General features: G+C 69.0%; 19 protein-coding genes. 9 read left to right on the plus strand and 10 right to left on the minus strand.

Annotated elements, in window-relative coordinates:
- Positions 1-19 precede the first annotated feature (19 nt).
- Positions 20-4,105 (plus strand): DUF4011 domain-containing protein, encoded by a 4,086-nt coding sequence (locus tag QN206_02530; protein MDR7613683.1) that lies wholly within the window; start codon positions 20-22, stop codon positions 4,103-4,105.
- Between the two features lie 467 nt (positions 4,106-4,572).
- Here QN206_02530 and QN206_02535 read toward each other — a convergent pair whose 3' ends face one another.
- Together QN206_02535 and QN206_02540 are read right to left on the minus strand one after the other, a co-directional pair.
- Complete coding sequence (locus QN206_02535; protein ID MDR7613684.1) at positions 4,573-4,779, minus strand: helix-turn-helix domain-containing protein; 207 nt, start codon at positions 4,777-4,779, stop codon at positions 4,573-4,575.
- A 785-nt stretch (positions 4,780-5,564) separates the two neighbouring features.
- Positions 5,565-6,815, minus strand: coding sequence for an MFS transporter (locus QN206_02540; protein ID MDR7613685.1), 1,251 nt, complete (start codon positions 6,813-6,815; stop codon positions 5,565-5,567).
- A 119-nt stretch (positions 6,816-6,934) separates the two neighbouring features.
- Between QN206_02540 and QN206_02545 the strand changes: the two genes are divergently transcribed.
- The 4 genes from QN206_02545 (at position 6,935) to QN206_02560 (ending at position 11,597) form a co-directional block, all read left to right on the plus strand.
- Entirely contained in the window at positions 6,935-7,309 is a 375-nt protein-coding gene (locus QN206_02545; protein ID MDR7613686.1) for a CBS domain-containing protein, read from the plus strand.
- A 126-nt stretch (positions 7,310-7,435) separates the two neighbouring features.
- The gene (locus tag QN206_02550) at positions 7,436-8,122 is read left to right on the plus strand and encodes a CBS domain-containing protein (protein MDR7613687.1); all 687 of its coding nucleotides are present in this window, start codon (positions 7,436-7,438) and stop codon (positions 8,120-8,122) included.
- Positions 8,109-10,823 (plus strand): GNAT family N-acetyltransferase, encoded by a 2,715-nt coding sequence (locus QN206_02555; protein MDR7613688.1) that lies wholly within the window; start codon positions 8,109-8,111, stop codon positions 10,821-10,823. The genes QN206_02550 and QN206_02555 overlap by 14 nt, the downstream gene beginning before the upstream one ends.
- 81 nt (positions 10,824-10,904) lie before the next feature.
- Positions 10,905-11,597, plus strand: coding sequence for a CBS domain-containing protein (locus tag QN206_02560; protein MDR7613689.1), 693 nt, complete (start codon positions 10,905-10,907; stop codon positions 11,595-11,597).
- Between the two features lie 11 nt (positions 11,598-11,608).
- On the opposite strand, the gene QN206_02565 is transcribed toward QN206_02560, so the two are convergent.
- The 5 genes from QN206_02565 to QN206_02585 all read right to left on the minus strand — a co-directional run bounded on the left by QN206_02565 (position 11,609) and on the right by QN206_02585 (position 15,899).
- Positions 11,609-12,289 (minus strand): CBS domain-containing protein, encoded by a 681-nt coding sequence (locus QN206_02565; protein ID MDR7613690.1) that lies wholly within the window; start codon positions 12,287-12,289, stop codon positions 11,609-11,611.
- A 70-nt stretch (positions 12,290-12,359) separates the two neighbouring features.
- Positions 12,360-13,283 carry a universal stress protein gene (locus QN206_02570; GenBank protein ID MDR7613691.1) on the minus strand — a complete coding sequence of 308 codons (924 nt, stop codon included), beginning with the start codon at positions 13,281-13,283 and terminating at the stop codon, positions 12,360-12,362.
- A gap of 16 nt (positions 13,284-13,299) precedes the next feature.
- The gene (locus QN206_02575; protein ID MDR7613692.1) at positions 13,300-14,466 is read right to left on the minus strand and encodes a GAF domain-containing sensor histidine kinase; all 1,167 of its coding nucleotides are present in this window, start codon (positions 14,464-14,466) and stop codon (positions 13,300-13,302) included.
- A gap of 122 nt (positions 14,467-14,588) precedes the next feature.
- Complete coding sequence (locus tag QN206_02580) at positions 14,589-15,314, minus strand: CBS domain-containing protein (GenBank protein ID MDR7613693.1); 726 nt, start codon at positions 15,312-15,314, stop codon at positions 14,589-14,591.
- A gap of 15 nt (positions 15,315-15,329) precedes the next feature.
- Positions 15,330-15,899 (minus strand): DoxX family membrane protein, encoded by a 570-nt coding sequence (locus tag QN206_02585; protein MDR7613694.1) that lies wholly within the window; start codon positions 15,897-15,899, stop codon positions 15,330-15,332.
- Positions 15,900-16,141: 242 nt separating this feature from the next.
- Between QN206_02585 and QN206_02590 the strand changes: the two genes are divergently transcribed.
- Genes QN206_02590 through QN206_02605 form a run of 4 tightly spaced genes read left to right on the plus strand, consistent with a single transcriptional unit; the run spans position 16,142 to position 18,390 of the window.
- Positions 16,142-16,555: a cupredoxin domain-containing protein gene (locus QN206_02590; protein ID MDR7613695.1), complete on the plus strand. Its 414-nt coding sequence runs from the start codon at positions 16,142-16,144 to the stop codon at positions 16,553-16,555.
- Between the two features lie 13 nt (positions 16,556-16,568).
- Entirely contained in the window at positions 16,569-17,723 is a 1,155-nt protein-coding gene (locus tag QN206_02595; GenBank protein ID MDR7613696.1) for an FAD/NAD(P)-binding oxidoreductase, read from the plus strand.
- 10 nt (positions 17,724-17,733) lie between these two features.
- The gene (locus tag QN206_02600; protein MDR7613697.1) at positions 17,734-18,171 is read left to right on the plus strand and encodes a hypothetical protein; all 438 of its coding nucleotides are present in this window, start codon (positions 17,734-17,736) and stop codon (positions 18,169-18,171) included.
- A gap of 6 nt (positions 18,172-18,177) precedes the next feature.
- A complete protein-coding gene (locus QN206_02605; protein MDR7613698.1) occupies positions 18,178-18,390 on the plus strand; it encodes a DUF2892 domain-containing protein in 213 nt (70 codons plus the stop codon).
- A gap of 18 nt (positions 18,391-18,408) precedes the next feature.
- Here QN206_02605 and QN206_02610 read toward each other — a convergent pair whose 3' ends face one another.
- From QN206_02610 to QN206_02620, 3 genes are all read right to left on the minus strand, one after another.
- Positions 18,409-18,867, minus strand: a complete 459-nt coding sequence (locus tag QN206_02610) for a cupin domain-containing protein (GenBank protein ID MDR7613699.1) — start codon at positions 18,865-18,867, stop codon at positions 18,409-18,411.
- A gap of 540 nt (positions 18,868-19,407) precedes the next feature.
- Positions 19,408-19,758 carry a hypothetical protein gene (locus tag QN206_02615; GenBank protein ID MDR7613700.1) on the minus strand — a complete coding sequence of 117 codons (351 nt, stop codon included), beginning with the start codon at positions 19,756-19,758 and terminating at the stop codon, positions 19,408-19,410.
- 278 nt (positions 19,759-20,036) lie between these two features.
- Positions 20,037-22,619, minus strand: a complete 2,583-nt coding sequence (locus QN206_02620) for a tetratricopeptide repeat protein (protein ID MDR7613701.1) — start codon at positions 22,617-22,619, stop codon at positions 20,037-20,039.
- Positions 22,620-22,636 lie beyond the last annotated feature (17 nt).

The following is a 22,636-nucleotide window of genomic DNA, read 5'->3' on the forward strand; positions in this document are numbered from 1 at the left end:
AGGTGAGTCGTCTCGTACCATGCGGACAGAAAGCGTACCGGCCCTCGCCGCTCTGACGTCCGACCAGCTCAGCCAGGTGACTCAATACCTCAACGCGTGGAAGCGCTCTCTCCTCGATCTCTCGGCTCGCAATCGGCTGCTTCATTTCCACAAAGGCCTGGCGACCCGTGTCCGCCTCGACCGCCCGGGGGTCCATGACCTCTACATGGCGCTCGCCGTCGGGGAGCGGTCGCTGGCTTTCCCCGGGCCACGAGGCATTGCCGTCGACGACCTTGAGCTCCAAGAGGCGGTCGACCCTTCGGATCGCGTCGCTCCAGGCGACCTGGAGACCGCTCCGCCGGTCAAGACCCTGAAGGACCTCAAGGACCTCTACCGAAAGCTCGAGCGCCTGCGCCGCGGAACGCGCACGATCTACGAAGAGCAGGGGGTCCACACGCTCTTCCTCGCGCTCGGTCTGCTGCAATGGCGAGAGGCGGACCACTCTGAAGAGACGATCGATAGCCCTCTTCTGCTCGTTCCGGTCCGTTTGGAGCGAACCGAGGAGCGCTACCTGCTCTGTCCGCACGAGGACGACGTCGAGGTCAACCCCGCTCTTGCTTACCGGTTGCAGCGCGATTTCGGCTTGACCCTGCCAGGGCTCGACGGCAATGCCGAGGAGCAGGCTCCCGCTGTGGCACTCGACCGGTTCTTCGGGGAAGTTCGAGATCTCGCGGCCCGCAAGGGCTGGACCGTCGTAGACGAGGCATGGCTGGCGCAGTTCGCCTTCTACAAGCTCCCGATGTACCGGGACCTCGAGGCGCCCGGGGTGGCGGAAAGTGCGGCCACGCATCCCGTGGTGGCCGCACTGTGCGGCTTGCGGGAGCGGTCCGAGCCAGGGCCCGTCGACGTGCGAAGGGCCGAGGAGGAGTATGCCCGGCCGGAGCTATTCCCGGTCCTTGACGCCGACTCAAGCCAGCTGGAAGTGATGGAGCAGGTCCGCCAGGGCAGGACCATTGTGGTGCAAGGGCCGCCTGGCACGGGAAAGAGCCAGACCATCGTCAACGTCATCGCCCAGGCCCTGCGCGAGGGGAAGAGAGTGCTGTTCGTGAGCGAGAAGAGGGCCGCTCTCGAGGTGGTCTACGAGCGATTGGAAAAGCTAGGTCTGGCCCGCCTGTGTCTCGACCTCCACAGCAGCCGGGCCAGCCGAAAGGCCGTCGTCGAAGACCTCATGGGCAGCCTGGACGACCTGAGGGCCTGGCAGGACCGAAGCGACCGGGCTGCTTTCGAGCAGTACCAGCGGCTGAGGAGTCAACTCGACGAGTATGTCCATGAATTGCACCGGCCCCGAGATCGTCAGGGACGCAGCGCGTTCCAGGTCCATGGAACCCTGGCCCGCTTGCGGGACGTACCGCTGGTGACGGCACGACTTCCCTTCGAACGGATACTTGACGTCGAGCCTGACCAAGAGGCTCGGGTCATCGAGTTGCTCGGACGGATCGCCAGGCTTGGTGTGTGGGACCACCAGCGAACCCACCCATGGAAGGACGCTGCACCGTCCGACGATTTCGCGCCGATTCCCGACGCGATGGCGTCCCTTTGCAGCACGCTGAACCGAGTTTACGACAGCCTGCTGGCCCTTGCCGGCGAGATGGCCGAGTTGACGGGGGTGCGGCCTGCCACGGCGCGGGAGGTGGAAGAACACCTCGATCTCGTGCGGCATCTGGCAAAAAGACCGTTGGTGACCATCCGGGAGTCATGGCTCAGCGCCGAGGCGGGGCAGCGAGCGTCGCTGGTACGATTCGCACGGGAGCTCGGCGAACGCATGGAACTGAGAAGGCAAGGCCTCGCATACCTTGAAAGCCTGGGCGTGGATCCGTCAGCCGACGCCGGCGAGTTCCGGTTGCTGTACGGGATGCTGGACCAGGCTGAGAAAGGCTCGTGGTACCGCCGGTTGGTCACCGAGTGGAAGGCGCAGCGGCGGCTGGGGCAGCTCTTGCGCAGGAAGCTGCGGCGCCGAGAGGCGGCAGCCGTGGTTCGGGCGCTGTTCGCCGTGCAGGATGCAGAGGCGTGGGTAACGGCCAACGGCGACCGCATCCGTACCGAACTGGGGCTGGAGCCTGCCCCGGATTGCCTGAACCGGACGGCCGATGCCACCGTGGAAGCCGTCGTGTGGACGGCCTCCACCGTGGAGGCGGCGGGAGGTCAGTTGCCTGAGGCACTTCGGCGAGCGATACTCGCCGATGACCCGGCGGCGATCCGGGCCAGGGCAGAGGCTCTGCTCGAACGGGCGTCATCCGCTCTCCTTGCGTTGGGGAGCGCGACCGCCGACGAGCACTTCGTCCGACTGTTCCCGAAGGGCGTCGGCGGGTACTCGTGGCACGATTGGCCTTTGGAGGAGGCCCGGGAAACCACTGTGACCTGGGAACGGGAAGCGGGCCGTTTGCCGGAGTGGCTCGAGCACCTGCGGCAGATGCGGGCTGCGGAAGAAGCCGGGCTGTCCCCGTTTCTGACTGCTTGTCAGGCTGCGAGGGTTCCTGCGCGCCGTCTGCCCGATGCCTTTAAACGGGCCTACTTCACACAGTGGTTGCGGCGTGCGTACGAGAGTTCTGAGGTGTTGCGATCCTTCCAGGGGTACGAGTGGGAGGAGCTGCGCCGCAGGTTTCAAGAGCTGGATCGGCGCCTCCAGCAAGAGGCTGTAAAGGCGACCTTCGAGATGATAGCGTCGCGCCTGCCCGACCCCCTTCCGGCCGGCGAGTTGACCGTCCTCTCTCGTGAGGCGAATAAGAAGCGAAGGCATCTGCCCCTTCGGAAGCTGTTCCCGCAGATCCCCAATCTGCTGTTGGCCGTCAAGCCGTGTCTCATGATGAGTCCCCTCTCCGTGGCGACGTACTTACCCTGGCAGGTCTTCTCGTTCGACCTGGTCATCTTCGACGAGGCGTCGCAGCTGTTGCCGGGTGATGCCATCGGGGTGCTGTTGCGGGGCCAGCAGGCGGTGATCTTCGGGGACAAGAAGCAGATGCCGCCCACTGATTTCTTCCAGGCTCACGTGGAGGGCGACGAGGAAGAACCCGACGCGCAGGACTACGAGAGCATCCTCGACATCGCCAGCACCTATTTCCCTGGGCCGATGCTCAAGTGGCATTACCGAAGCCGCGACGAGCGACTGATCGCGTTCTCGAACAAGCATTTCTACGGGAGAACACTGGTGACGTTTCCGTCTCCCCGGCTGGACGGGGTTGACACAGGGATCTCCTTCGTCTACGTCCCCGACGGCGTCTACGGGCGGGGAGGCTCGCGCACCAACGTGGTTGAAGCCAGACGGGTGGCCGAGCTTGTGCTGGAACACTGCCGCACCCGGCCGGACCTATCGCTCGGGGTCATCACCCTGAGCATCGAACAGCGGGATGCCGTCGAAGAGGCGCTGCGGCGGCTCATGAGGGAGCATCCGGAGCTGGTCTTGCCCCAAAAAGAGGAGTTCTTCGTCAAGAATCTGGAGACCGTGCAGGGAGACGAGCGCGACGTCGTCATCCTGGATATCGGATACGGCCCGTCGGAGCCCGGCGGGACCCCGTCGCTTCAGTTTGGGCCACTCAACCGAAGCGGAGGGGAACGGCGGTTAAACGTCGCCATCACCCGGGCCCGGTATCGGATGATTGTGGTCTCCTCGATGCAACCAGAGCAGTTGAAGGGCATCGTGCATCAGGCGCGCTGGGAAGGCCCCAAGTTGCTCGCGGAGTACCTCGAGTATGCCCAGCGTGGCGGTATGGGTGCCGGAGTGGATGGCACAGGGCAGCCGGAGAGCGAGTTCGAGGAAGCAGTCCGGGACGCGCTGGTCGCGCGGGGGTATCAGGTCGACTGCCAGGTTGGAGTCTCAGGCTACCGTATCGACCTGGCTGTGAGAGACCCGGATGCGCCGGGGCGTTACATCGTGGGGATCGAATGCGACGGGGCGACCTACCATTCGGCGCGCACGGCCCGTGACCGTGACCGCATCCGGCAGATGGTGTTGGAATCCCTCGGGTGGCACATCGTCCGCGTGTGGTCCACGGACTGGATCCGTGACCCGGACAGGGTCACCGACCGGCTGGTGAAGTACGTTGAGGACGTTCGATGGAGAGACGGTTGAGGGACAGAACGGGCGTAGGACGGGAAAGGCCTGGGGGACCGGCTGCAACTGAACACCAGAGTGGCCAGTATCAGAAAGGTGTGCGCACCTCGGGCCTGGGCCCGGGCTATGACCCGCAGGCGCGTACACTGGCCTCGAGGGTCATCGGCGGTCCTCCCCGTCGCCCCATGGGGGGGTGTTGTCCAACGGGAAGGGTACGTCATACGACCCTCTTTCTTCACCGTAAACAGAACTCTGAAACGGTTCGCCCAAGTCCGTGGACCTCCACGACGCCGCCTTCCGGATGAAGGGCGCGGATCGCCCGCAGGGCTGTGTCCCGGTCCAAGGCAGGCTGGCTCACCGCCCGTACCTCCTCCACCAGGACCGTGATTTGCGTACTTGTCGGGAAGAGGAACTTTTGGTGCGATGCTTCACGGGATACACCTCCTTCTAACTGGGTTGCGGTGCAGGCCGCGGCCTAATCTGTCTCAGGATCCGCGGCGCTGCGCCCCTTTCGAGGGCTTGCCTTCTTCTTTGCCCTCCAGCCAACGGAGGACCGCCTGACGCCGGACGCGGATCGGCCGCCCCCACCGGACGACCCCGGGAACCAGCCCGCGCCGAATCGCGGCGTACAGGGCCTGGCGGCTGACGCCGAGGAGCGCCGCTAACGCACGAACCGTCATCAACTCGCCCATTGTTGACCTCCGCGCTGCATTCGCATCTGAGGGTATGAAAGCGCCTCGCCCCTGACGAAGGGAAGATCAGGGGGGCAGAGGGCCCCGATCTTCCAGACCAGAGAAGGAGGCGCGGCAGATGCCGTATATCGCCTTTGACGTGCACAAGCACTACACGCTGGTACTGGGCGGTGGAGGAGGTGGAAGAGGCGGGCTGCGCCGGGAGTAGGGTTCATCCTGGCGGGGGTGATCCGCACGGAGGTCGGGGCCGTGAGCCGGTTCAGCCGGCCTGAGCACTAGAGCGGCCTACGCGGAAGTGGCCCTGCGGGTCCACGAGTCTGGGGGAAACGTCGGTATGAGGGTTGCGGATGGAGGCCAACCACTGCCTGAAGTGGGCGTTCGTGGAGGCCGCCAACGTCTGCTGCCGTCTGCGGCAACGGTACCCCAACGACACACCAGTCGGCTGTACGAGCGCCTGCGCCCGGGCCGCCCGCCGGCGGGCGCGGTACTGGGCCCGACCCGGGGAATACCGGCGCAAGGCCCGAGAAAGGGTCCGACGGTCACGCCTCCGGCGGGCGGGGAGTTGGCACCAAATTGTCACCACTCGGCGCCACGCAGGGCCCAACACAGGACGACAGGAAGCAACTATCGAACATCTAGGGTCCGCGCATGACTTAACTTCTGGCCACTACTATCGAACAGAGCAAACCGCTAGGACCGAGAGGTCCTCGGGGGTTCGAATCCCTCCCCCTCCGCCAGAGATCCGCGCCACACCCGGCTCGTAGCTGCCACCACCTCGGGGGTTCTCATCTCCTCTGTGGCATCACCCCTCCGGGATGCCGGCTCCCGGTATGGCCCCGGGAAGGGATGGCAGGATGGAGGAGCATCCAGCTGCTCACCCCGAGCACCGGAAAGGTCAGCAACACCGCCGCCCCCCGGAGCCCCACGAGGGTCGCGAGGGCGCCGTCCGCCAGCGCGGCCACCGGCCGGATCCCCAGAAAGGCCACGCTCCACAGCCCCATCAGGTGCCCTACCCGCTCCGGAGGAGCCGCGAGGAGCAGGAGGGTCTGAGTGCCCGCGTTCGCGTAGAGGAACCCGTATCCCGCAATGCCCGCGGCCGCGAGCCCCACCTCCCCGGAGGGAGCGAGGGCGAATCCCAGCCCGCCGATGCCCAGGACCAGCATGTGAAGGGCCATGGACCTCGGGGAGGGCATCCCGCCGGTACGCAGGGTCGCCGCGATGGCACCGATCCCGAAGGCCCCTACCAGGTACCCCGCCCATGTGTCCGGCCGTCCGAACACCCGGGCGGCGAAGGCGGGGGAGAGGGTCATGATGGGATCCATGGCCACGGAGAGGGTTCCCGCCGCGATGAGGAGCAGGGGAACGGATGCCTGCGACGGGGTACCGGACGAGGGTTGCGGGGAAGCGGCCGGGTGCGTCTCCTGCCCCTGCGGTCGGATCCGGAGCAGGGCAAAGGCGAGGACGCAGAAAGAGACCGCGTTGATGAGGAACGCCCACCCGAACCCCGCGGTCTCCACGGTGAGGACCGCGAGCACCGGTCCTGCGGCCCGGGCCAGGTTGTAGGTGGCGGAGTTCATGACCAGGGCGGCGGCGAGGTCCTGGGGCCGCACGAGACAGGCGACCACCGTCTGCAGGATGGGGGTGGAGAAAGCGTTCGTCAGCCCCAGGAGGAACGCCCCGGCGATCAGCCGCCACGGGGTGAGATGCCTCAGGAAGTACAGGGCCGAGAGAAGGCCCGCGGTCCCCGCGGCCACCATCTGTGCGAGGATTCCTAGACGCCGCCGGTCGTACTGGTCCGCGAGCCGACCGCTGAGCGGTGCGAACACCGGCACGGCCGCGAACTGGGCGAAGTTCACCAATCCCACGTAGAAGGGAGAACCCGTGAGCCGGAAGACCAGAAGGCCCTGAGCGATGTTCTGGAACCACGTGCCGAGGTTGGAGAGGAAGTTGCCCATGAAGAAGAGGGCGAAGCGGGTATCCCGCAGCAGCGCCCAGCCCGGCCGCTTGGACTGACCGCGCCCTTCTGGACGGTGCACGACGGAGAGATTCGCGGTCGGTTCGCCGCCTCCTCTTTGTGGTCGCCGCACGCTTCCGCATGCAGAACCGCGGCGCTCCCGATACACTGGAGGGGTCAGGTCCCTGCGGAGGTGATGGAATGCTGGCCCGGGACATCATGACCAAGGACGTGATCACCCTGGATCCCTCCTTGACCGTGGAGGAGGCCGCGGACGTCCTCATCCGCTACCGGATCCACGGGGCCCCCGTGGTGGACCAGGAGGAGCGGCTGGTGGGGATGGTGAGCCTCGTGGACCTCGTGGCGAAGGCGGGGAGCCGGGTTCGGGACATCATGACGCCGGATCCCGTGACCGCTTCGGAGGACACCCCGCTTGCCGAGCTGGCGCAGCTGATGCTGGATGAGATGGTCCGCCGGGTTCCCATCGTGCGCGGAAGTCGGGTGGTGGGGATCGTGAGCGCGAGTGACTTCCTCCGGGCGTACCTGGAGCTGGTGGGAGAAGGACGGGCGGAGTAGGGCGCCCATGGGTCCCTTGCGGCGGTGGGGACCGATCCGCCATCCGGCTCCGGAAGGATCCCGGTCCGCTCCATGTCCGATCCCCTCCCACGTGCCCGCCTGGTACGCTTGAGGGGAGGTCACGGGATGGAGGGGGCGGTGCGCAGGCTGCGGGCACGGGACGTGATGACGACGCCCGTCTACACCGTGGGGCCGGAGACCCCGGTGCCTGAAGTGGCGCGGCTGCTGGTGGAGCGGCACATCAGCGGGGCGCCCGTGGTGGACGAGACGGGCCGGCTCGTGGGGATCGTGACGGAGGCGGACCTGCTGCCCAAGGAGGCGGGGCCCGCGGGTCTTCCCCTCACCGCCCTGCTCGGCCCGGAAGCACCCCCAGAGGTTCGGGAGCACCTGCGCCGGTACCGGGGACGGGTGGTGCGGGAGGTGATGACCCGGGAGGTGGTGACGGCCACGGAGGACACCCCGGTGCAGCAGCTCGCGGCCCTCATGCTCCGCAAGCGGGTGAACCGGATCCCCATCGTGCGGGGGGAGCGCGTGGTGGGCATCGTCACCCGGAACGACGTGCTCCGGGCCTTCTTCCGGCGGGACGAGGATCTGGAGCGTGCGGCTCAGGAGACCCTGCGCGACCTCGAGCTGGATCCGGGGCGCCTCACGATCCGGGCCCGGGAAGGGGTGCTGGAGATCCGTGGAGAGGTGGATTCTCCGGAGCACGCCCGGCTCGTGGAGCTGGTGCTACGGGCCCTGGACGGGGTGGTGGATGTGGATGTCTCGGGAATCCGCATCGTCTCCGCCCCTCCGAGAGATGCTGCGCGTTAGCAAGTACCCCGCGCACCTGGAGACGGATCTCGTCCTGCGGGACGGGACCACGGTGCACGTGCGTCCGGCCCGACCGGAGGACCGGCCCCGGGTCCTGGAGTTCCTCCGTTCCCTCTCCGAGGAGTCGCGCCTGTACCGGTTCTTCGCGGCCTTGGGGGATGCGGCCCTGGCAGAAGAGGCCCAGCGCATGTGCGAGGTGGACTACGAGGACCGCATGGCCCTGGTGGCCACCGCGGGACCGGAGGAGCGGGTGGTGGCGCACGGGATGTACGCCCTGCGGGCGCCGGGCCGGGCGGAGGTGGCGGTGGTGGTGGCGGATCCGTATCAGGGGAGGGGCCTCGGGACCCTGCTTTTGGGGCAGCTCGCGGAGATCGCCGCGGCAAAGGGAATCGAGGTGTTCGAGGCGGAAGTTCTCCCGGAAAACCACCGCATGATCCGGGTGCTGCGGGATCTCGGGTTCCCCGCGGAGGTGCGGGCGGGGGCGGGAGAGCTCCTGGTGACCTTCCCCACCCGGTTCACCCCGGAGGCGGTGGAGCGGTTCGAGCGACGGGAGCGCATCGCGGCGGCCAATGCCCTGAAGGCCATCCTCCAACCGCGGAGCGTGGCGGTGATCGGGGCCTCCCGGGACCGACAGAGCATCCCTGGACAGCTGTTCTGGAACCTCCTGCGGTACGGGTTTTCGGGTGCCGTGTATCCGGTGAACCCCCGGGCGCGGGTGGTCCAGGGGGTGCAGAGTCATCCGTCCGTGGAGGCGATCCCGGAGACCGTGGACCTGGCGGTGATCGCGGTGCCCGCGGAGCACGTGGCGGAGGTGGCCCGGCAGTGCGCCCGGAAAGGGGTGCGGGCCTTGGTGGTGATCTCCGCGGGATTCGCGGAGGCGGGCCCGGAAGGGGCCCGGCGCCAGGAGGAGTTGCTGCGCATCTGCCGGGCAAGCGGCATGCGCCTGGTGGGGCCGAACTGCATGGGGGTGGTGAACACCCATCCAGAGGTCCGGCTGCTGGCCACCTTCGCGCCTCATCCCCCGCCGCGGGGACACGTGGGGTTCATGTCCCAGAGCGGGGGGCTCGCGCTGGCGATCTTCGAGTACGCGGCGCGGGTGGGGCTGGGCCTCAGCAGCTTCGTGTCCGTGGGGAACAAGGCGGACATCTCCGGCAACGATCTCCTCCAGTACTGGGAGGAGGATCCGGACACCCGTGTCATCCTTCTCTACCTGGAGTCCTTCGGGAATCCCCGGAAGTTCGCCCGTATCGCGCGCCGGGTTGCCCGGCGAAAGCCCATCGTGGCCACGAAGAGCGGCCGCTCCCCCGCGGGGGCCCGGGCCGTGGCCTCCCACACGGGTGCCCTGGTGGCAGGATCGGACGCGGTGGTGGACGCCCTGTTCAGTCAAGCGGGGGTGATCCGCACGGACACCCTTGAGGAGATGTTTGACGTGGCCATGTTGCTGGCCCACCAGCCACCCCCGCGGGGCCGGAATGTGGCCATCCTCACCAACGTGGGCGGCCCCGGCATCCTCTGCGCGGACGCGTGCGAAGGGCAGGGCCTGCGGGTTCCACCCCTTCCGGAGGCCACCCAGAAGCGGCTGAGGGACCTGTTGCCGCCGCACGCGGCGGTCACCAACCCCGTGGACATGACGGCCGCGGCCCGACCGGAGCACTACCGGGAAGCCCTGCGGCTCCTCGGGGAGGAGTCCGAAATCCACGCCCTCGTCGCCATCTTTATCCCGCCCGCCACCATCCCCGCCGCGGAGGTGGCCCGGGCCATCCGGGAAGGGGCGGCGGGGGTGTGGGGCCGGAAGCCGGTCCTCGCGGTGTTCATGACGCCGGACGGCGTTCCCCGGGAGCCGCGGGATGGAGAGATCCCGCTCTCTGTGTACGAGTTCCCGGAGCGGGCCGCCATCGCCCTGGCCCGGTCGGCCCGGTACGGGGAGTGGCTGGGCCGGCCCATCCCGGAGCCTCCGGAGCTACCCGGGATCCGGCGGGAGGAGGCCGTGGGCGAGGTGGCCCGGGCCCTCGCGGAGGGTGGAGGATGGCTGGACCCGGAGCGGACGCGCCGGGTGCTCTCCTGCTACGGGCTCCCGATCCTGGACCAGCGGGTGGCCACTACCCCGGAAGAGGCTGGGGAGCTGGCAGAAGCCTTCGGCGGGGAGGTGGCCCTCAAGGCCGTAGCCCCCGCCCTGGTGCACAAGAGCGAGGTAGGAGGGGTGCGGCTCGGGCTTCGGGGGCGGGAGGCGGTGCGGGCCGCCGCGGAGGAGATGCGGGCCCGGTTGCAGAACTCCGGGATCTCCCTCCGCGGCTTTCTCGTGCAGCCCATGGCCCCTCCGGGCGTGGAGATGATCGTGGGGGTGGTCCACGACCCCACCTTCGGTCCCGTGGTGGCGTGTGGGGCGGGTGGGGTCCTCACGGAGCTGCTGCGAGACGTGGCGGTTCGGCTCGTGCCCATCACGGAGCAGGATGCCCGGGAGATGCTGGCACAACTGCGCACCTCCCCCCTCCTCCACGGCTACCGCGGCATGCCCCCGCGGGACACGCGGGCCCTCGTGGACATCCTGGTGCGGGTGGGAGCCCTGGCGGACGACCTTCCGGAGGTCGCGGAGCTGGACCTCAACCCGGTCCTCGTGCACGAATCCGGAGCCACCATCGTGGATGCCCGGCTGCGGGTGGCTCCCTATGAGCGCATCCCCCGGATCACCCGCCGGCGGTAATCCCGCGTCTTCCCAGATTCGGTCAGGGACCCGATGGTTCTGGGGCCCCTCTCCGGGAACACTGGGGATGGAGGGATCCCGATGCGGACCTGGCTCGTGGCCAAGGACGTGATGACCTCTCCCGTGATCACGCTCCGCCCGGAGACCACGCTCCGGGAGGCCGCGGAGCTGTTCCTGCGCCACCACATCAGCGGGGCGCCCGTGGTGGATCGGGAAGGAAGACTCGTGGGGATCGTGACGGAGGCAGATCTGCTCCGTCGGGAGGCCCAGCCCATGCCGGAAGCCAGGCGGGGCTTTCTCTCCTTCCTGTGGCGGGACGTGCGGCTGCGGGCGGGCCGGACGGTGCGGGTGGAGGAGGTGATGACGCGGGAGGTGATCACGGCCACGGAGGACACCCCGGTGCGGGAGCTGGCCCGGCGCATGCTCCTCCGCAAGGTCAACCGGATCCCCATCGTGCGGGAAGGGAAGGTGGTGGGGATCGTGACCCGGGCGGACGTGCTGAAGGCCTTCGCGCGGCCGGATCCGGAGCTCGTGGAGGCAGTCCGGCGGGTCCTCGCGGAGGAGCTCGGAGTGGACCTTAGCCGGGTGGCGGTGGAGGCAGAGGGGGGAACGGTGCGCATCCGGGGGGAGGTGGAGCGCGCCAGCGACGTGGAGCTCGTGCACCGGTATGTGGCCATGGTAGACGGGGTAACGTCCGTGGACACCACGGAGCTCCGATACCGGGTGGAGGACCTACGGCTGCACCCGCTCCCCGGAGACCATCCCCCTCCCTGAACCGGATCCCCTTAAGTGGCGCGGTCGTCGAAGCGGTAGGTGAGGCGGCTTTCCACGCGGACGACGCCGTCGATGGTGGCCACCCAGCGTTCGGCGAGTTCCTTATCGGAGCGGCGTTCCACCTCTCCCTCGAGGGTGACCACGCCCTCATGGACCTCGATGCGGAGGCGGGTGGGGTCGATCCAGAGTTCTTCGAGGAAGGCTCTACGGACGGCCTCCAGGAGTTCGTGGTCGGGTCTGGTGAGGGCTTTGAGGACGTCTGCGCGGCTGAGGATGCCGACGACCTGGCCGTCTCGGACCACGGGGAGGCGGTTGATGCGGTGGCGGGTCATGAGGGCGGCGGCCTCGCGGAGGGGGGTATTTTCGGTGATGGTGATGACCGGGGAGGTCATGAGGTCGCGGGCCAGGAGGCCCTCGGACTTCCGCTCGGCGTGTGCGAGTTGGCCTCTGCGGAGGAGGCGGAGGAGGCCTCCTTCCTCTGGGGATTCGGGGAGCTCCTTGTAGAGGAGGTCGGCCTCGGTGAGGATGCCCACGAGCGTACCGTGTTCGTCCACCACGGGGACGCCGCTGATGTGGTGGGTGAGGAGGAGGCGGGCCACCTCCTTGATGGGGGTATCGGGCCGGACGGTGACCACGGGAGAGGTCATCACATCCCGGGCCACCAGGTGAACACGAGGGCGTGCGGTTCCCATAGGCACCTCCCGTCGGGTTTGGATGATGCTGCGGCAAGCCTACCATCCCTAGACGTCCGGAGAAGCGGGCTCAGCGCGAGCCCGCCTCAGCCCGGTGTCGCACGGTGAGGACGGGCACGGGGCTTGCGCGCACCACGTGCTCCGCCACACTTCCGAACAGGATCCGCTCCACGCCCGTGCGGCCGTGGGTGCCCATCACCACGAGATCCGCGCCCACCTCCCGGGCCACCTCCGGGATGCGGTGGCGGGCGGTGGCGGTGCCGAAGGCGGTGTGGAGCAACACCTCCGCACCCTGCAGGCGCTCGGCCCGCGTCCGCAACTCCTCCCGGGCCCGTTCCTCCGCGGCCCGGAGCACCGCCTCCAGGAGGGGCTCTCCGCCCGCCCACTCCGAGAACGCGGACAGCTCCTCGTACGTGAGCTCCACCACGTGAAGCAGGACGATCCGGCCACCGAAGGCGCGGGCCAGCAGTTCCGCCCAGGGAAGCGCAACATCGGAAGCCGGGGAGAAGTCCACGGGCACGAGCACCGTTCGCACCTGGGGGGTATCCGTCACCGTTGAGCGCACGGTGAGCACGGGGACGGGGCTATGGACCACCACGTGCTGGGCCACGCTTCCGAAGAGCAGACGCGGGATGCCGCTGCGACCGTGGGTCCCCATCACCACCAGGTCCGCCCCGGTCTCCGCGGTGGCCTGGAGGATGACCTCCCGGGCCGGACCTTCCCGGATCATGCTCCGGGCGCCGGGGAGGCGTTCTTCCAGCTGGCGCAGGAGCCGCTCCGCCTCCTGCCGTGCGTGCTCCACGAGGCGCGTGTAGAGGTCCACCGTGACCCCGGTGGGTCCCAGGAGCAGGGCGGGGTCCAGGGCGAGGGCGTGGAGGAGGACGAGGTCCGCCCCGAAGCGCTGGCTCAGGAGGGAGGCCCACCGCAGGGCACCTTCAGAGGCTGGGGAGAAGTCCGTGGCGGCGAGAATCCTGCGGATGGCCACGCGTTCCATGGTTCCTCCCGGATGCCTATGCTCCGCCCACGGGCAGGCGGGCGAGCACCGTGGTCCCGACCCCCGGTACGGAGAGGATCTGCACCGCCCCCCCCACCAGTTCCGCCCGCTCCCGCATCCCCGCGAGCCCGAAGCTGCGACGGTCTACCTCCTCGGGATCGAAGCCCACCCCGTCGTCCCGCACCATCACCAGGAGCATCTCTCCTCGCCGGTCCAGCCGCACCCGCACCTCCCGGGCCCGGGCGTGGCGGAGGACGTTGGTGAGGGCCTCCTGCACGATGCGGAAGGCCACGGTCTCCACGTCCGGGGGAAGCCGGTTGTTCAGCCCATGGATCTCCACGTGGGCCGCAAGACCGGCGGGGATCACGTACGTGTCCACGTACCACCGGACCGCGGGCCCCAGGCCCAGGTCGTCCAGCACCGCGGGCCGCAGCTCGTGCACGAGCCGGCGCAGGTCGTCCAATCCCTCCTGGGCCACCTCGTGCAGGCGGTGGAGGGCCGGCGCGAGGGGGTTTTCGGTGGCCTCCGCCTGGGCCGCCAGCTGGCTGAGCTGGATGATGAGGGCGGTCATGATCTGACCCGCGTGGTCGTGCAGGTCCCGGGCGATGCGGCGGCGCTCCTCCTCCTGAGCCACGAGCAACCGCTGCAGCAGTTCCCGCCGCACCCGTTCCTGTTCCCGCACCTGGTCGAACAGCTTCGCCCGCTGGATGGTGACCGCCAGCTCATGCCCGATGGCCTCCAGCATGTCGAGCTCCTGTTCGCTGAAGGTGCGCCCGGGTGGGAGCAGGAGGTTGAGGATCCCCACGGTCTCGTCCTGGGCCACGAGGGGGACGGAGGCATGACGATGGCGTTCAGGGGCATGAGGCAGGGCCTGCTCCAGGCGGAGGCACTCGATGACGCTCACGGGCTCCCGTAGCGTGCCCTCCCGCAGTTGCGTGAGGCACCGGCAGTCTCCGGTCATTCGGCGCTTGCCGGCCACCGCGAGGGGGGCGGGAAGGTTGACGTCCGCGGCCAGGTAGAACTCCCCGGGGTTGGGACCGTGGAGGAAGATCCAGCCCGCCTCCACGTCCAGGAGCTCCAGGATGCGGCGCAAGGCCGCGTCCAGGGCTTCCCGGAGCGTATAGGAACGGTTCAGGGTCTCCGCGATGCTGCGAAAAATGGCCACCTGACGGGCCGTCTCCACCCGGGCCTCCGGTCCGATCCTTCCCTCCCCATGATGGTACCGGAGAATGCCGCCCTGTGGGGAATCCCCAAGCCCCTGCCCGGGGTGGGACCGGGGGGTCGCCTCAGGAGAGCGACCGGGCGCTAGCGGGGAACGAACCGCCACGGGTCCCCTGGCCAGGACTCCATGCGGACCTGCCGGTCGTCGAAGCGGTAGGTGAGGCGGCTTTCCACGCGGACGACGCCGTCGATGGTGGCTACCCAGCGTTCGGCGAGTTCCTTATCGGAGCGGCGTTCCACCTCTCCCTCGAGGGTGACCACGCCCTCATGGACCTCGATGCGGAGGCGGGTGGGGTCGATCCAGAGTTCTTCGAGGAAGGCTCTGCGGACGGCCTCCAGGAGTTCGTGGTCGGGTCTGGTGAGGGCTTTGAGGACGTCTGCGCGGCTGAGGATGCCGACGACCTGGCCGTCTCGGACCACGGGGAGGCGGTTGATGCGGTGGCGGGTCATGAGGGCGGCGGCCTCGCGGAGGGGGGTATTTTCGGTGATGGTGATGACCGGGGAGGTCATGAGGTCGCGGGCCAGGAGGCCCTCGGACTTCCGCTCGGCGTGTGCGAGTTGGCCTCTGCGGAGGAGGCGGAGGAGGCCTCCTTCCTCTGGGGATTCGGGGAGCTCCTTGTAGAGGAGGTCGGCCTCGGTGAGGATGCCCACGAGCGTACCGTGTTCGTCCACCACGGGGACGCCGCTGATGTGGTGGGTGAGGAGGAGGCGGGCCACCTCCTTGATGGGGGTATCGGGCCGGACGGTGACCACGGGAGAGGTCATCACATCCCGGGCCACGAGCCGGATGGGCGGACGGGCGACCTTCATGGCCTCACCTCCTCCCTAGCTCGTCTGCTCCGCAGGCCGGAACACGCGCCCGGGCCTCCACGGGGTCCCGAGGGCGGGCAGGAGCCAGTAGTCCAGGCCGTAATATCCGGCCACCTTCCACGCGAGGATGAGCAGGATGGAGACGAGGAACATCATGGGGTTGGTGCTGGCCGTCCCCGCCATCATGAAGTTCCAGTTCATGAAGGCCCCGAAGAAGGCCGCAATTCCGGTGAACACGCCCAGCACGAGGGCGATGCCGACCACCAGTTCGCCATACGCGATGAGCTTGCCGAAGAAGCCCTCCGCACCGATGCTCAGCAGCCACGCGAGGAAGTCCCGGTACCAGTCAAAAGCCACGGGCGGCCGGGCCGGCGGAGGAGGGATCTGGATGGCCCGCTCCCAGAACCCGCGCACCGCGGCTCCGGTCACCACCCAGTCCGGGTTCGTGATCTTGTGCAGGGAGGCCTCGATCCACTCATAGCCCAACCACAGCCGCAACAGCAGCCAAACCCACGCGAACCGGGTGCTGTTCAGGAGTGCCCGGACGAAGGGTGGATCCTCGAAGTACTGGGGATTCCGTGCCATCTCCATCACCTCCGGCTCCAGCCTACTTCGGGCGGCGTCTCCGCGGGATCCGTCCGGGGTCCGATTTCCGGGTCGGGGGGCGACCGGAGGGAAGCGGGGTGGGGAGCGGGGGAAGAATCGAGGCCGTGCGATTCGCATCGGGCTCGGATCGGATCCCGCATCCGGCCTGGGCCCGATGGACCGCAGGACAACGCAGGCCTACGCTTTTGTTTGGGTCGCTCAGACGGCACACGGAGGGGAGAATGGAAGCGCTTGACCGCGTCCTCATCCGCTACACCTGGTTTGTGGCGCTCCTCACCCTGGCCGGCGTGGTGGCGGTGGCGATACAGCTCGGTGCCCAGCGGACCACGGGGGGCGCTCTTCCCACCCCTGAGCCCGCCCCCGCGGTCCAGCGTGTGGAGGTGACCTTGCGGGAGTTCAAGTTCGAGCCCGCGCGGTTGGAGGTGCCCGCGGGCCGGATGGTGCTCGTGGTCCGCAACGAGGGCCTGATCCCCCATGATCTCTCCATCCCGGGCCTCGGGAAGAAGACGGAGTACATCGCGCCCAAGAAGGAGGCGACCCTGGAGCTCGAGCTGCGGCCGGGCACGTACCCCTTTGAGTGCACGGTGAGCGGGCACAGGGAGGCGGGGATGCACGGGACGCTGGTGGTGCGGTAATGAGGAGGAAACCATGCAACGAGTGGTGATCCTGGGAGGGGGAAGCGGAGGGGTCGTGGCCGCCAAACGGCTCGCGGACTGGTCCCGGCCGGGGGAAGTAGAGGTGGTGCTCATAGACCGCAATCCTTGGCACGAGTACCGGCCCAGCTACCTGTGGGTGATGACCGGGAAGCGCGAGCCGGACGCGGTGCGGCGCCCGTTGAAGCTGCTGGAGGCGCGGCACGGCACCCGGGTGGTCCAGGCCACGGTGACCCGCATCGACCCGGATGCCCGTTCGGTGGAGACGGATGCGGGGAGCTTCACGTACGACTTCCTCATCGTGGCCCTGGGCGCGGTGCTGCGGGAGGACCCTCGCACGCAGGGGTCCGAAGGGCCATGGGAGCTGGAGCACGCGGTGCGGCTGCGGGAGCGACTGCGGAATTTCCGCGGCGGGCACGTGGTGGTGGGCCCTGTGGAGTGGCCCTACCGGTGTCCACCCGCGCCCTTCGAGGTGGCCTTCCTGCTGCGGTACCTCGCGGACCAGCGCCACATCTCCGACCGCACCCGCATCACCGTGATCCACCCCTGGCAGCAGCCCATGGAGGCCTTCGGTCCCCTGATGGTGGAGGGATTCTGTAGGTTTTTAGAGCAGTTCCGGGTGGAGTTCCAGGGTGGGTTCCAGCTCGCGGAGCACGATCCCGACAGCCGCGGGCTGCGTGCGTCGGACGGCCGGGCCCTGGAGTACGACCTGGCCATCCTGATTCCGCCGCATGCGCCGCCCGATCCCGTACGCACCTCTCCCCTCGCGGGTCCCGGGGGCTACATGGACGTCACGCTGCCGAGCATGGCCTCGCCGCGTTATCCTGAAGTATTCGGGATCGGCGATGTGGTGGCTCCCACCATCGGGCTGGGCATGGCCGGGGTGTTCGCCCACTTCCAGGCGGATCACGTGGCAAGCCAGATCCTCGACCGCATCCGGGGTGCCTACCTAGGCGAGCTGTACAACATGGTGGGGGTGTGCGTGATGGACACGGGATACATGGGGGCTGCGGTGTGGTGTGACTTCACGGATAAGCTGTACGGTCGCTCCCCGTATCCGGACTGCCGGCTGCTGGGAGGGATGCGCCTATTTCGGGCGGTGAAGGTGGGGTTCGAGCGCATGTGGTTTGCGAGCCTGTTCGGCGCGTAGGAGGACTCGGATGGAGGAATCTCGGGTGCAGGTTTTGGACCGGATGCTGGAGAAGCTCGGCGAGCACGCGGACGCGGTGGTGCAGTTTTTGGAGGTCCTCGGAAAACTTCACCGCACGGGACTCTTGGCCGTGGTGGATGGAGTCCTGGAGGAGTTCGACGAGGTCTTCAACGCGGCCACCCGGCCCGAGCTCATGACCATGGTGGCCAACCTCATGATGCTGCTGGGTGCGGTGGGGCAGGTGCGCTACGAGCCCTTCTTCCGGGCAGCCATGCACGCCCCGCAAGCGGTGAACGAGAAGCTGGACACGCTGGTGGGACGGTCCCGACCTCTGCGCCTGATGGAAGCCTGGGACCTGCTGCGCAGTCCCGAGGTGGCCGCGGCTTTGGAGGTCCTGGTGACGGCCCTGCGGGCCATGCGGCCACCGGTTCAGGAAGGAGGGAGGTGAACGAGGATGCGGAACGTGGGGCGTGTGGATCGGATCCTCCGAGCCGTCCTGGGCGTAGTCCTTGCGATCCTGGCCTTCCGCACGACAGGCGTCTGGGTCTGGATCGCCGGGTTCGCGGCCGCGGTGGCGCTGCTCACCGCGGCGGTGGGCTACTGCCCCCTCTATGGACTCCTGGGCATCCGGACCTGCCCGGCGGAGACACCTCGGGCCACGGGTTAGGGATCGGGCACGGCGCCGCTATCCGAGGGGCGGTCCCACGATCTCGATCCCGAACCGGCGTGCGGTCTCCATGAGTGCCTCTGCGGCCTCCGGGGTGGGGGGCCCGGACGGAGGCGGCAGTTCAGGACGCGGGGCGGGCCGCGCCATCGCCCGCACGAAGTTCTCGAAGTCCCGCTGCGCGGTGACCGTGAGCCACCGCGCGCCGTCGGGCGACTCGACCCGGTAGGTGTGCGCGATGCCCTTGGGCGCGAGCAGAACCTGTCCGGCACCTACCGTCCGATCCTCCCCGCCCACGTGTAAGCGGAGGGCCCCTTCCAGGATGCAGAAGACCTCGTCCTCGGTGTGGTGCACGTGCAGGGGTGGGGAGTCCCCTGCAGGGGCCCGGTGCTCAAGGACCGAGATGTGGTCGGCGTTCTCCGCCCAGCTGACCCGCACGGTAACCAGGGTGTCCAAAAACCACAGGGAGTCGGTTGTCATCGGTGACCTCCACTGTCTTGTGTACAGCCAGAGGTGAAACTAAACCCACCGCCGCACCGGCCGAATCCCCAGGAATCAGTATTCGGGTGAGGATTTGACGGGCGGTCCCGGCGCCGGCGCGGTGAGGAGTCCCCAGGCCATCTACCGGTCGGATCGCCTCGGTGGTGGCGGGCGCCGGATCCGGGTGCGGCAGGAGCAGGAATCCCTGAGCGCAAGCCGGGGCGGCTGCCCGGATCCGGCGGGCTGGAAACGCCCCAGGGTACCGTTTGCGCCCGGTGACGGACGAGGAGCTGCTGCCGCTTTCGGAGCGCAACCCAGGCTACCAGCTCGAGCGCACCGCGGACGGGAGGCTGGTGGTGAGTCCCACGGCGTGCGTACCTCCGGAACGGCGCACGAATCGGGGTCCTGATCGATCCGTATGCCCGCACCGGGGAGGTGTACCGGCCCGCGGGGGAGCCCGAACGGTACGTGGCCCGCGTCCTGCTCCTCGCGGGCGACGGGGTCCCTCCGGCTGGCAGACCTATTGGGGTTGACGGGCTCCTACGCGCGAGGACGGGACGTCCAGATCCAGACGACAAGCACCAGGTTGATTACGATGGGAGGCAGAACGGTGCGTGCCGTGTAGGCCCCCGTGAGCCAGAAATAGAGGAGGTCCACCGTCGTCAGCAGCAGTCCTCCCGCGAAGACCCAGGCCAGGCGGCCATACCGCTCGGTGTCCTGGGACGCCAGGAAGGCCAGCGTCCCGATCACGATCAGCGAGCTCCCCCAGCCGGAAGTGACGGCGGGGTCCTTGATCGGGTAGGCGAACACCGCGGCACCGATGGACGGGAAGAACAGTACGATGCCCGCCAGCGCGGTCCACACGCCGTTCACCAGGAGTGCTGTACGCACGGGTGCACCTCCTCATGACCCTCGTGCAATCTCAACCGAGATTGGTCTTGGCGCACTTCGCCCCGGCGTCGGCCACCAGGAATGTGCCGTCCTCATAGTGACAGGCCGCTCCAACTGAGCCGTACCGCGCGCCTTCTAGCGGTGGCGTTGCCGGTTTCTCGGACTCGATGGCCACGAGGCTCCAGGCGTCGCTTTGTATCGTAAGGCTGCCGGGCCGCAGGCGGCATCACGAGGATTCAGTATTTGGCGGGTGTCCTGTGCCGCCCCGACCGGAACTCTCACGCCGGCGGTTTGATCCCCTGCTGGACGGCCCAGGTGGCGATCTGGGCGCGGGAGGAGAAGTCCAGCTTGCCCAGGATGTGCTGGACGTGGGTGGCGGCGGTGTGCTCGCTGATAAAGAGGCGCCGGGCGATCTCGCGGTTCGACAGCCCCAGGGCCACGAGACTCGCCACCTCCAGCTCGCGGGGGGTGAGCGGTTCGGCCCGCGCCGGTCCGGCCTGCGGGACGGTCCGGCGGACGCGCACCCCCATGGCCTCGGCTGCCGCAACGCTCAGGGGAAGGACTGCCCCGGCGGCAGCCGCGCGCCTGAGGGCTTCGGGTCCGAGGTGCTCCTTTATGGTGGCACGGGCGTGCGCCAGTCGGTCGGGACGTACGTTTGCCGGGAACCAGCCGGGCCGCCGGACGACGCCGACGCGGTCGAGCAGCGCCTCGGCAGCGCCGAAGAGCCGCGCGGCCTGCTCTGCCTGCTCGTTCTCTGCCGCCAGCACCGCCATCCCTTCCAGGCACCGCGCGACCCCGAGCCGGTCGCCGGCCCGCTCGAACAGCTCCAGGGATTGCCGGTAAAGGCCCAGGCTGCGCTGGTCTTCGTTCGCGTCCTGCGCGACTACGGCGAGTTCCCGCAGGGAGGAGGCGATCATCACCGGCTCCCCCAGCTGCCGGCGGAGGTGCAGGGCCTCGGCCTGCAGCCGCCCTGCCTGGGTGTGGTCGCGGTGCGCCAGGGCGACGCGGGCCAGGTGGACCAGCGCCTGGGCGATGCCGTCCCGTTCTGTGCGCGCTTCGAACGCCCGCAGGCACGCCTCGCCCAGGGCCGCGGCCTGGACGAGCTCGCCCTCGGCCAGGGCCACGGCGGCCAGGCCGTAGGCGGACCAGGCCGCTCCGCGGTCGTCGCCGAGTTGCCGGGAGAGGGCGAGGCTGCGTTCAAAGGGCTGTCGGGCGCTCGTGAAATCGTCCGCCTCGAGGGCCACCAGTCCCAGCAGCCGCGCCGCGGTGGCCGTCCCCTGTCGGTCCTGAAGCTCCTCGAAGAGCGCCAGGCTCTGGGCGGCCAGCTCCCGGGCCCGCGCCAGCTCGCGCCGGTCCCGGGCCACGAGGGCCAGGGTCCGCAGCGCGTGCGCCTCAGCCTGGCCGTCTTTCAGCCGCCTGGCGAGGACGATGGCCTCCTCGGCCAGGGCGGTCGCCTCCGCGTGTTCGCGGGCCCGCCAGGCAAGGACCGATGCGCCGTGCAGGACTTGCAGGCGCAGAGCCGTCGGGTCCGCGGGCACCAAGGGCAGCGCGGCCGCGGTCCAGGCGCGTCCTTCCATCCAGTAGCCCCGGACGTTCCAGAAGCGCCACAGCGCGGCGGCGAACCGGGGAAGCAGCGCAGTGTCTCTGGCCTGACGCGCCCGGTCCAGCGCCGCGCGGATGTTGGGATAATCGCGGTCCAGCCGGTCGAGCCACCGCCCCTGTTCCGGGCTGGTGAGCGCGGGCGCAGCCCGCTCCGCCAGGGTGAGGTAGAAGTCGGCGTGGCGCCGCCAGGCCGAGTCCAGTTCTCCGGTGGCCGCCAGCTGCTCCAGGGCGAACTCCCGCAGCGTCTCCAGCATGCGAAAGCGCGGGGTGTCCCCGAGGTCCTCCTCCCGCTGCAGCAGGCTCTTGTCCACGAGGGAGGCCAGCCCCTCCAGCACGTCCACCGCCAGGTCCGCGCACACGGCCGCGGCTGCCTCAAGAGGAAAGCTGCCCGTGAACACCGCGAGGCGCCGGAAGAGGGCCTGCTGGCCTGGTTCCAGCCGGGAGTAGCTCCACCCCACGGCGGCCCGCAACGTCCGATGTCGCGCCGGAAGGTCCCGCGCCGCCCGACGGAGCAGCGTCAGGCGGTGGTCCAGGCGCTCGCGGATCGTCTCCGGGGAGAGCACCTTCACCTGCGCGGCGGCCAGCTCCAGGGCCAGGGGCAGGCCGTCCAGGCCCACGCAGATCTCGGCGACCGCCCGGGCGTTGGCGGACGTCACCGCGAACGTCGGGTCCACCGCCTGGGCGCGGGCCACGAACAGCATGACCGCGGGCGACGAGATCACCGCCTTGGGGTCGGAGGCGCGGCTCAGGTCGGGGACCCGCAGCGGCGGAACCGCGAACTGGCGCTCCCTGCGCAGGCAAAGGGGCTCCCGGCTGGTCACCAGGACCTTGAGGGCAGGCGCGGCGTCCACCAACGCGGCCACGTCTGACGCCGCCTCCAGCACGTGCTCGAAGTTGTCCAGCACCAGGAGGAGGTGGCGGTCAGCCAGCGCCTGGACGAGCAATCGGACGGTGGACGGACCGCCGCGCAGACGGACGTCCAGCTGGTGGGCGATGGCCCGGGTGACGTGTACGGGCTGGGTGACCGGTGCGAGGTCCACGAACACCACTCCGCCCGGGAACGCTCCTGCCACGTCTGAGGCGGCCTGAAGGGCGAGGCAGGTCTTCCCGGCTCCCGGGGCTCCGGTGAGGGTGAGAAGCCGGACGTCGTCTCGCAGCAGCAGGGACCGGATACAAGCCAGCTCCTCCTCCCGACCGATCAGCCGGTCAGGAGCCGGGGGCAGGCGGGCACCTGCCGCGGGAGTGAATCGAGCCCGCACCCAGCGCCTCACGGGCG

This window comes from Armatimonadota bacterium, assembly GCA_031460175.1.
GTDB classification, from domain to species: domain Bacteria; phylum Sysuimicrobiota; class Sysuimicrobiia; order Sysuimicrobiales; family Sysuimicrobiaceae; genus Sysuimicrobium; species Sysuimicrobium tengchongense.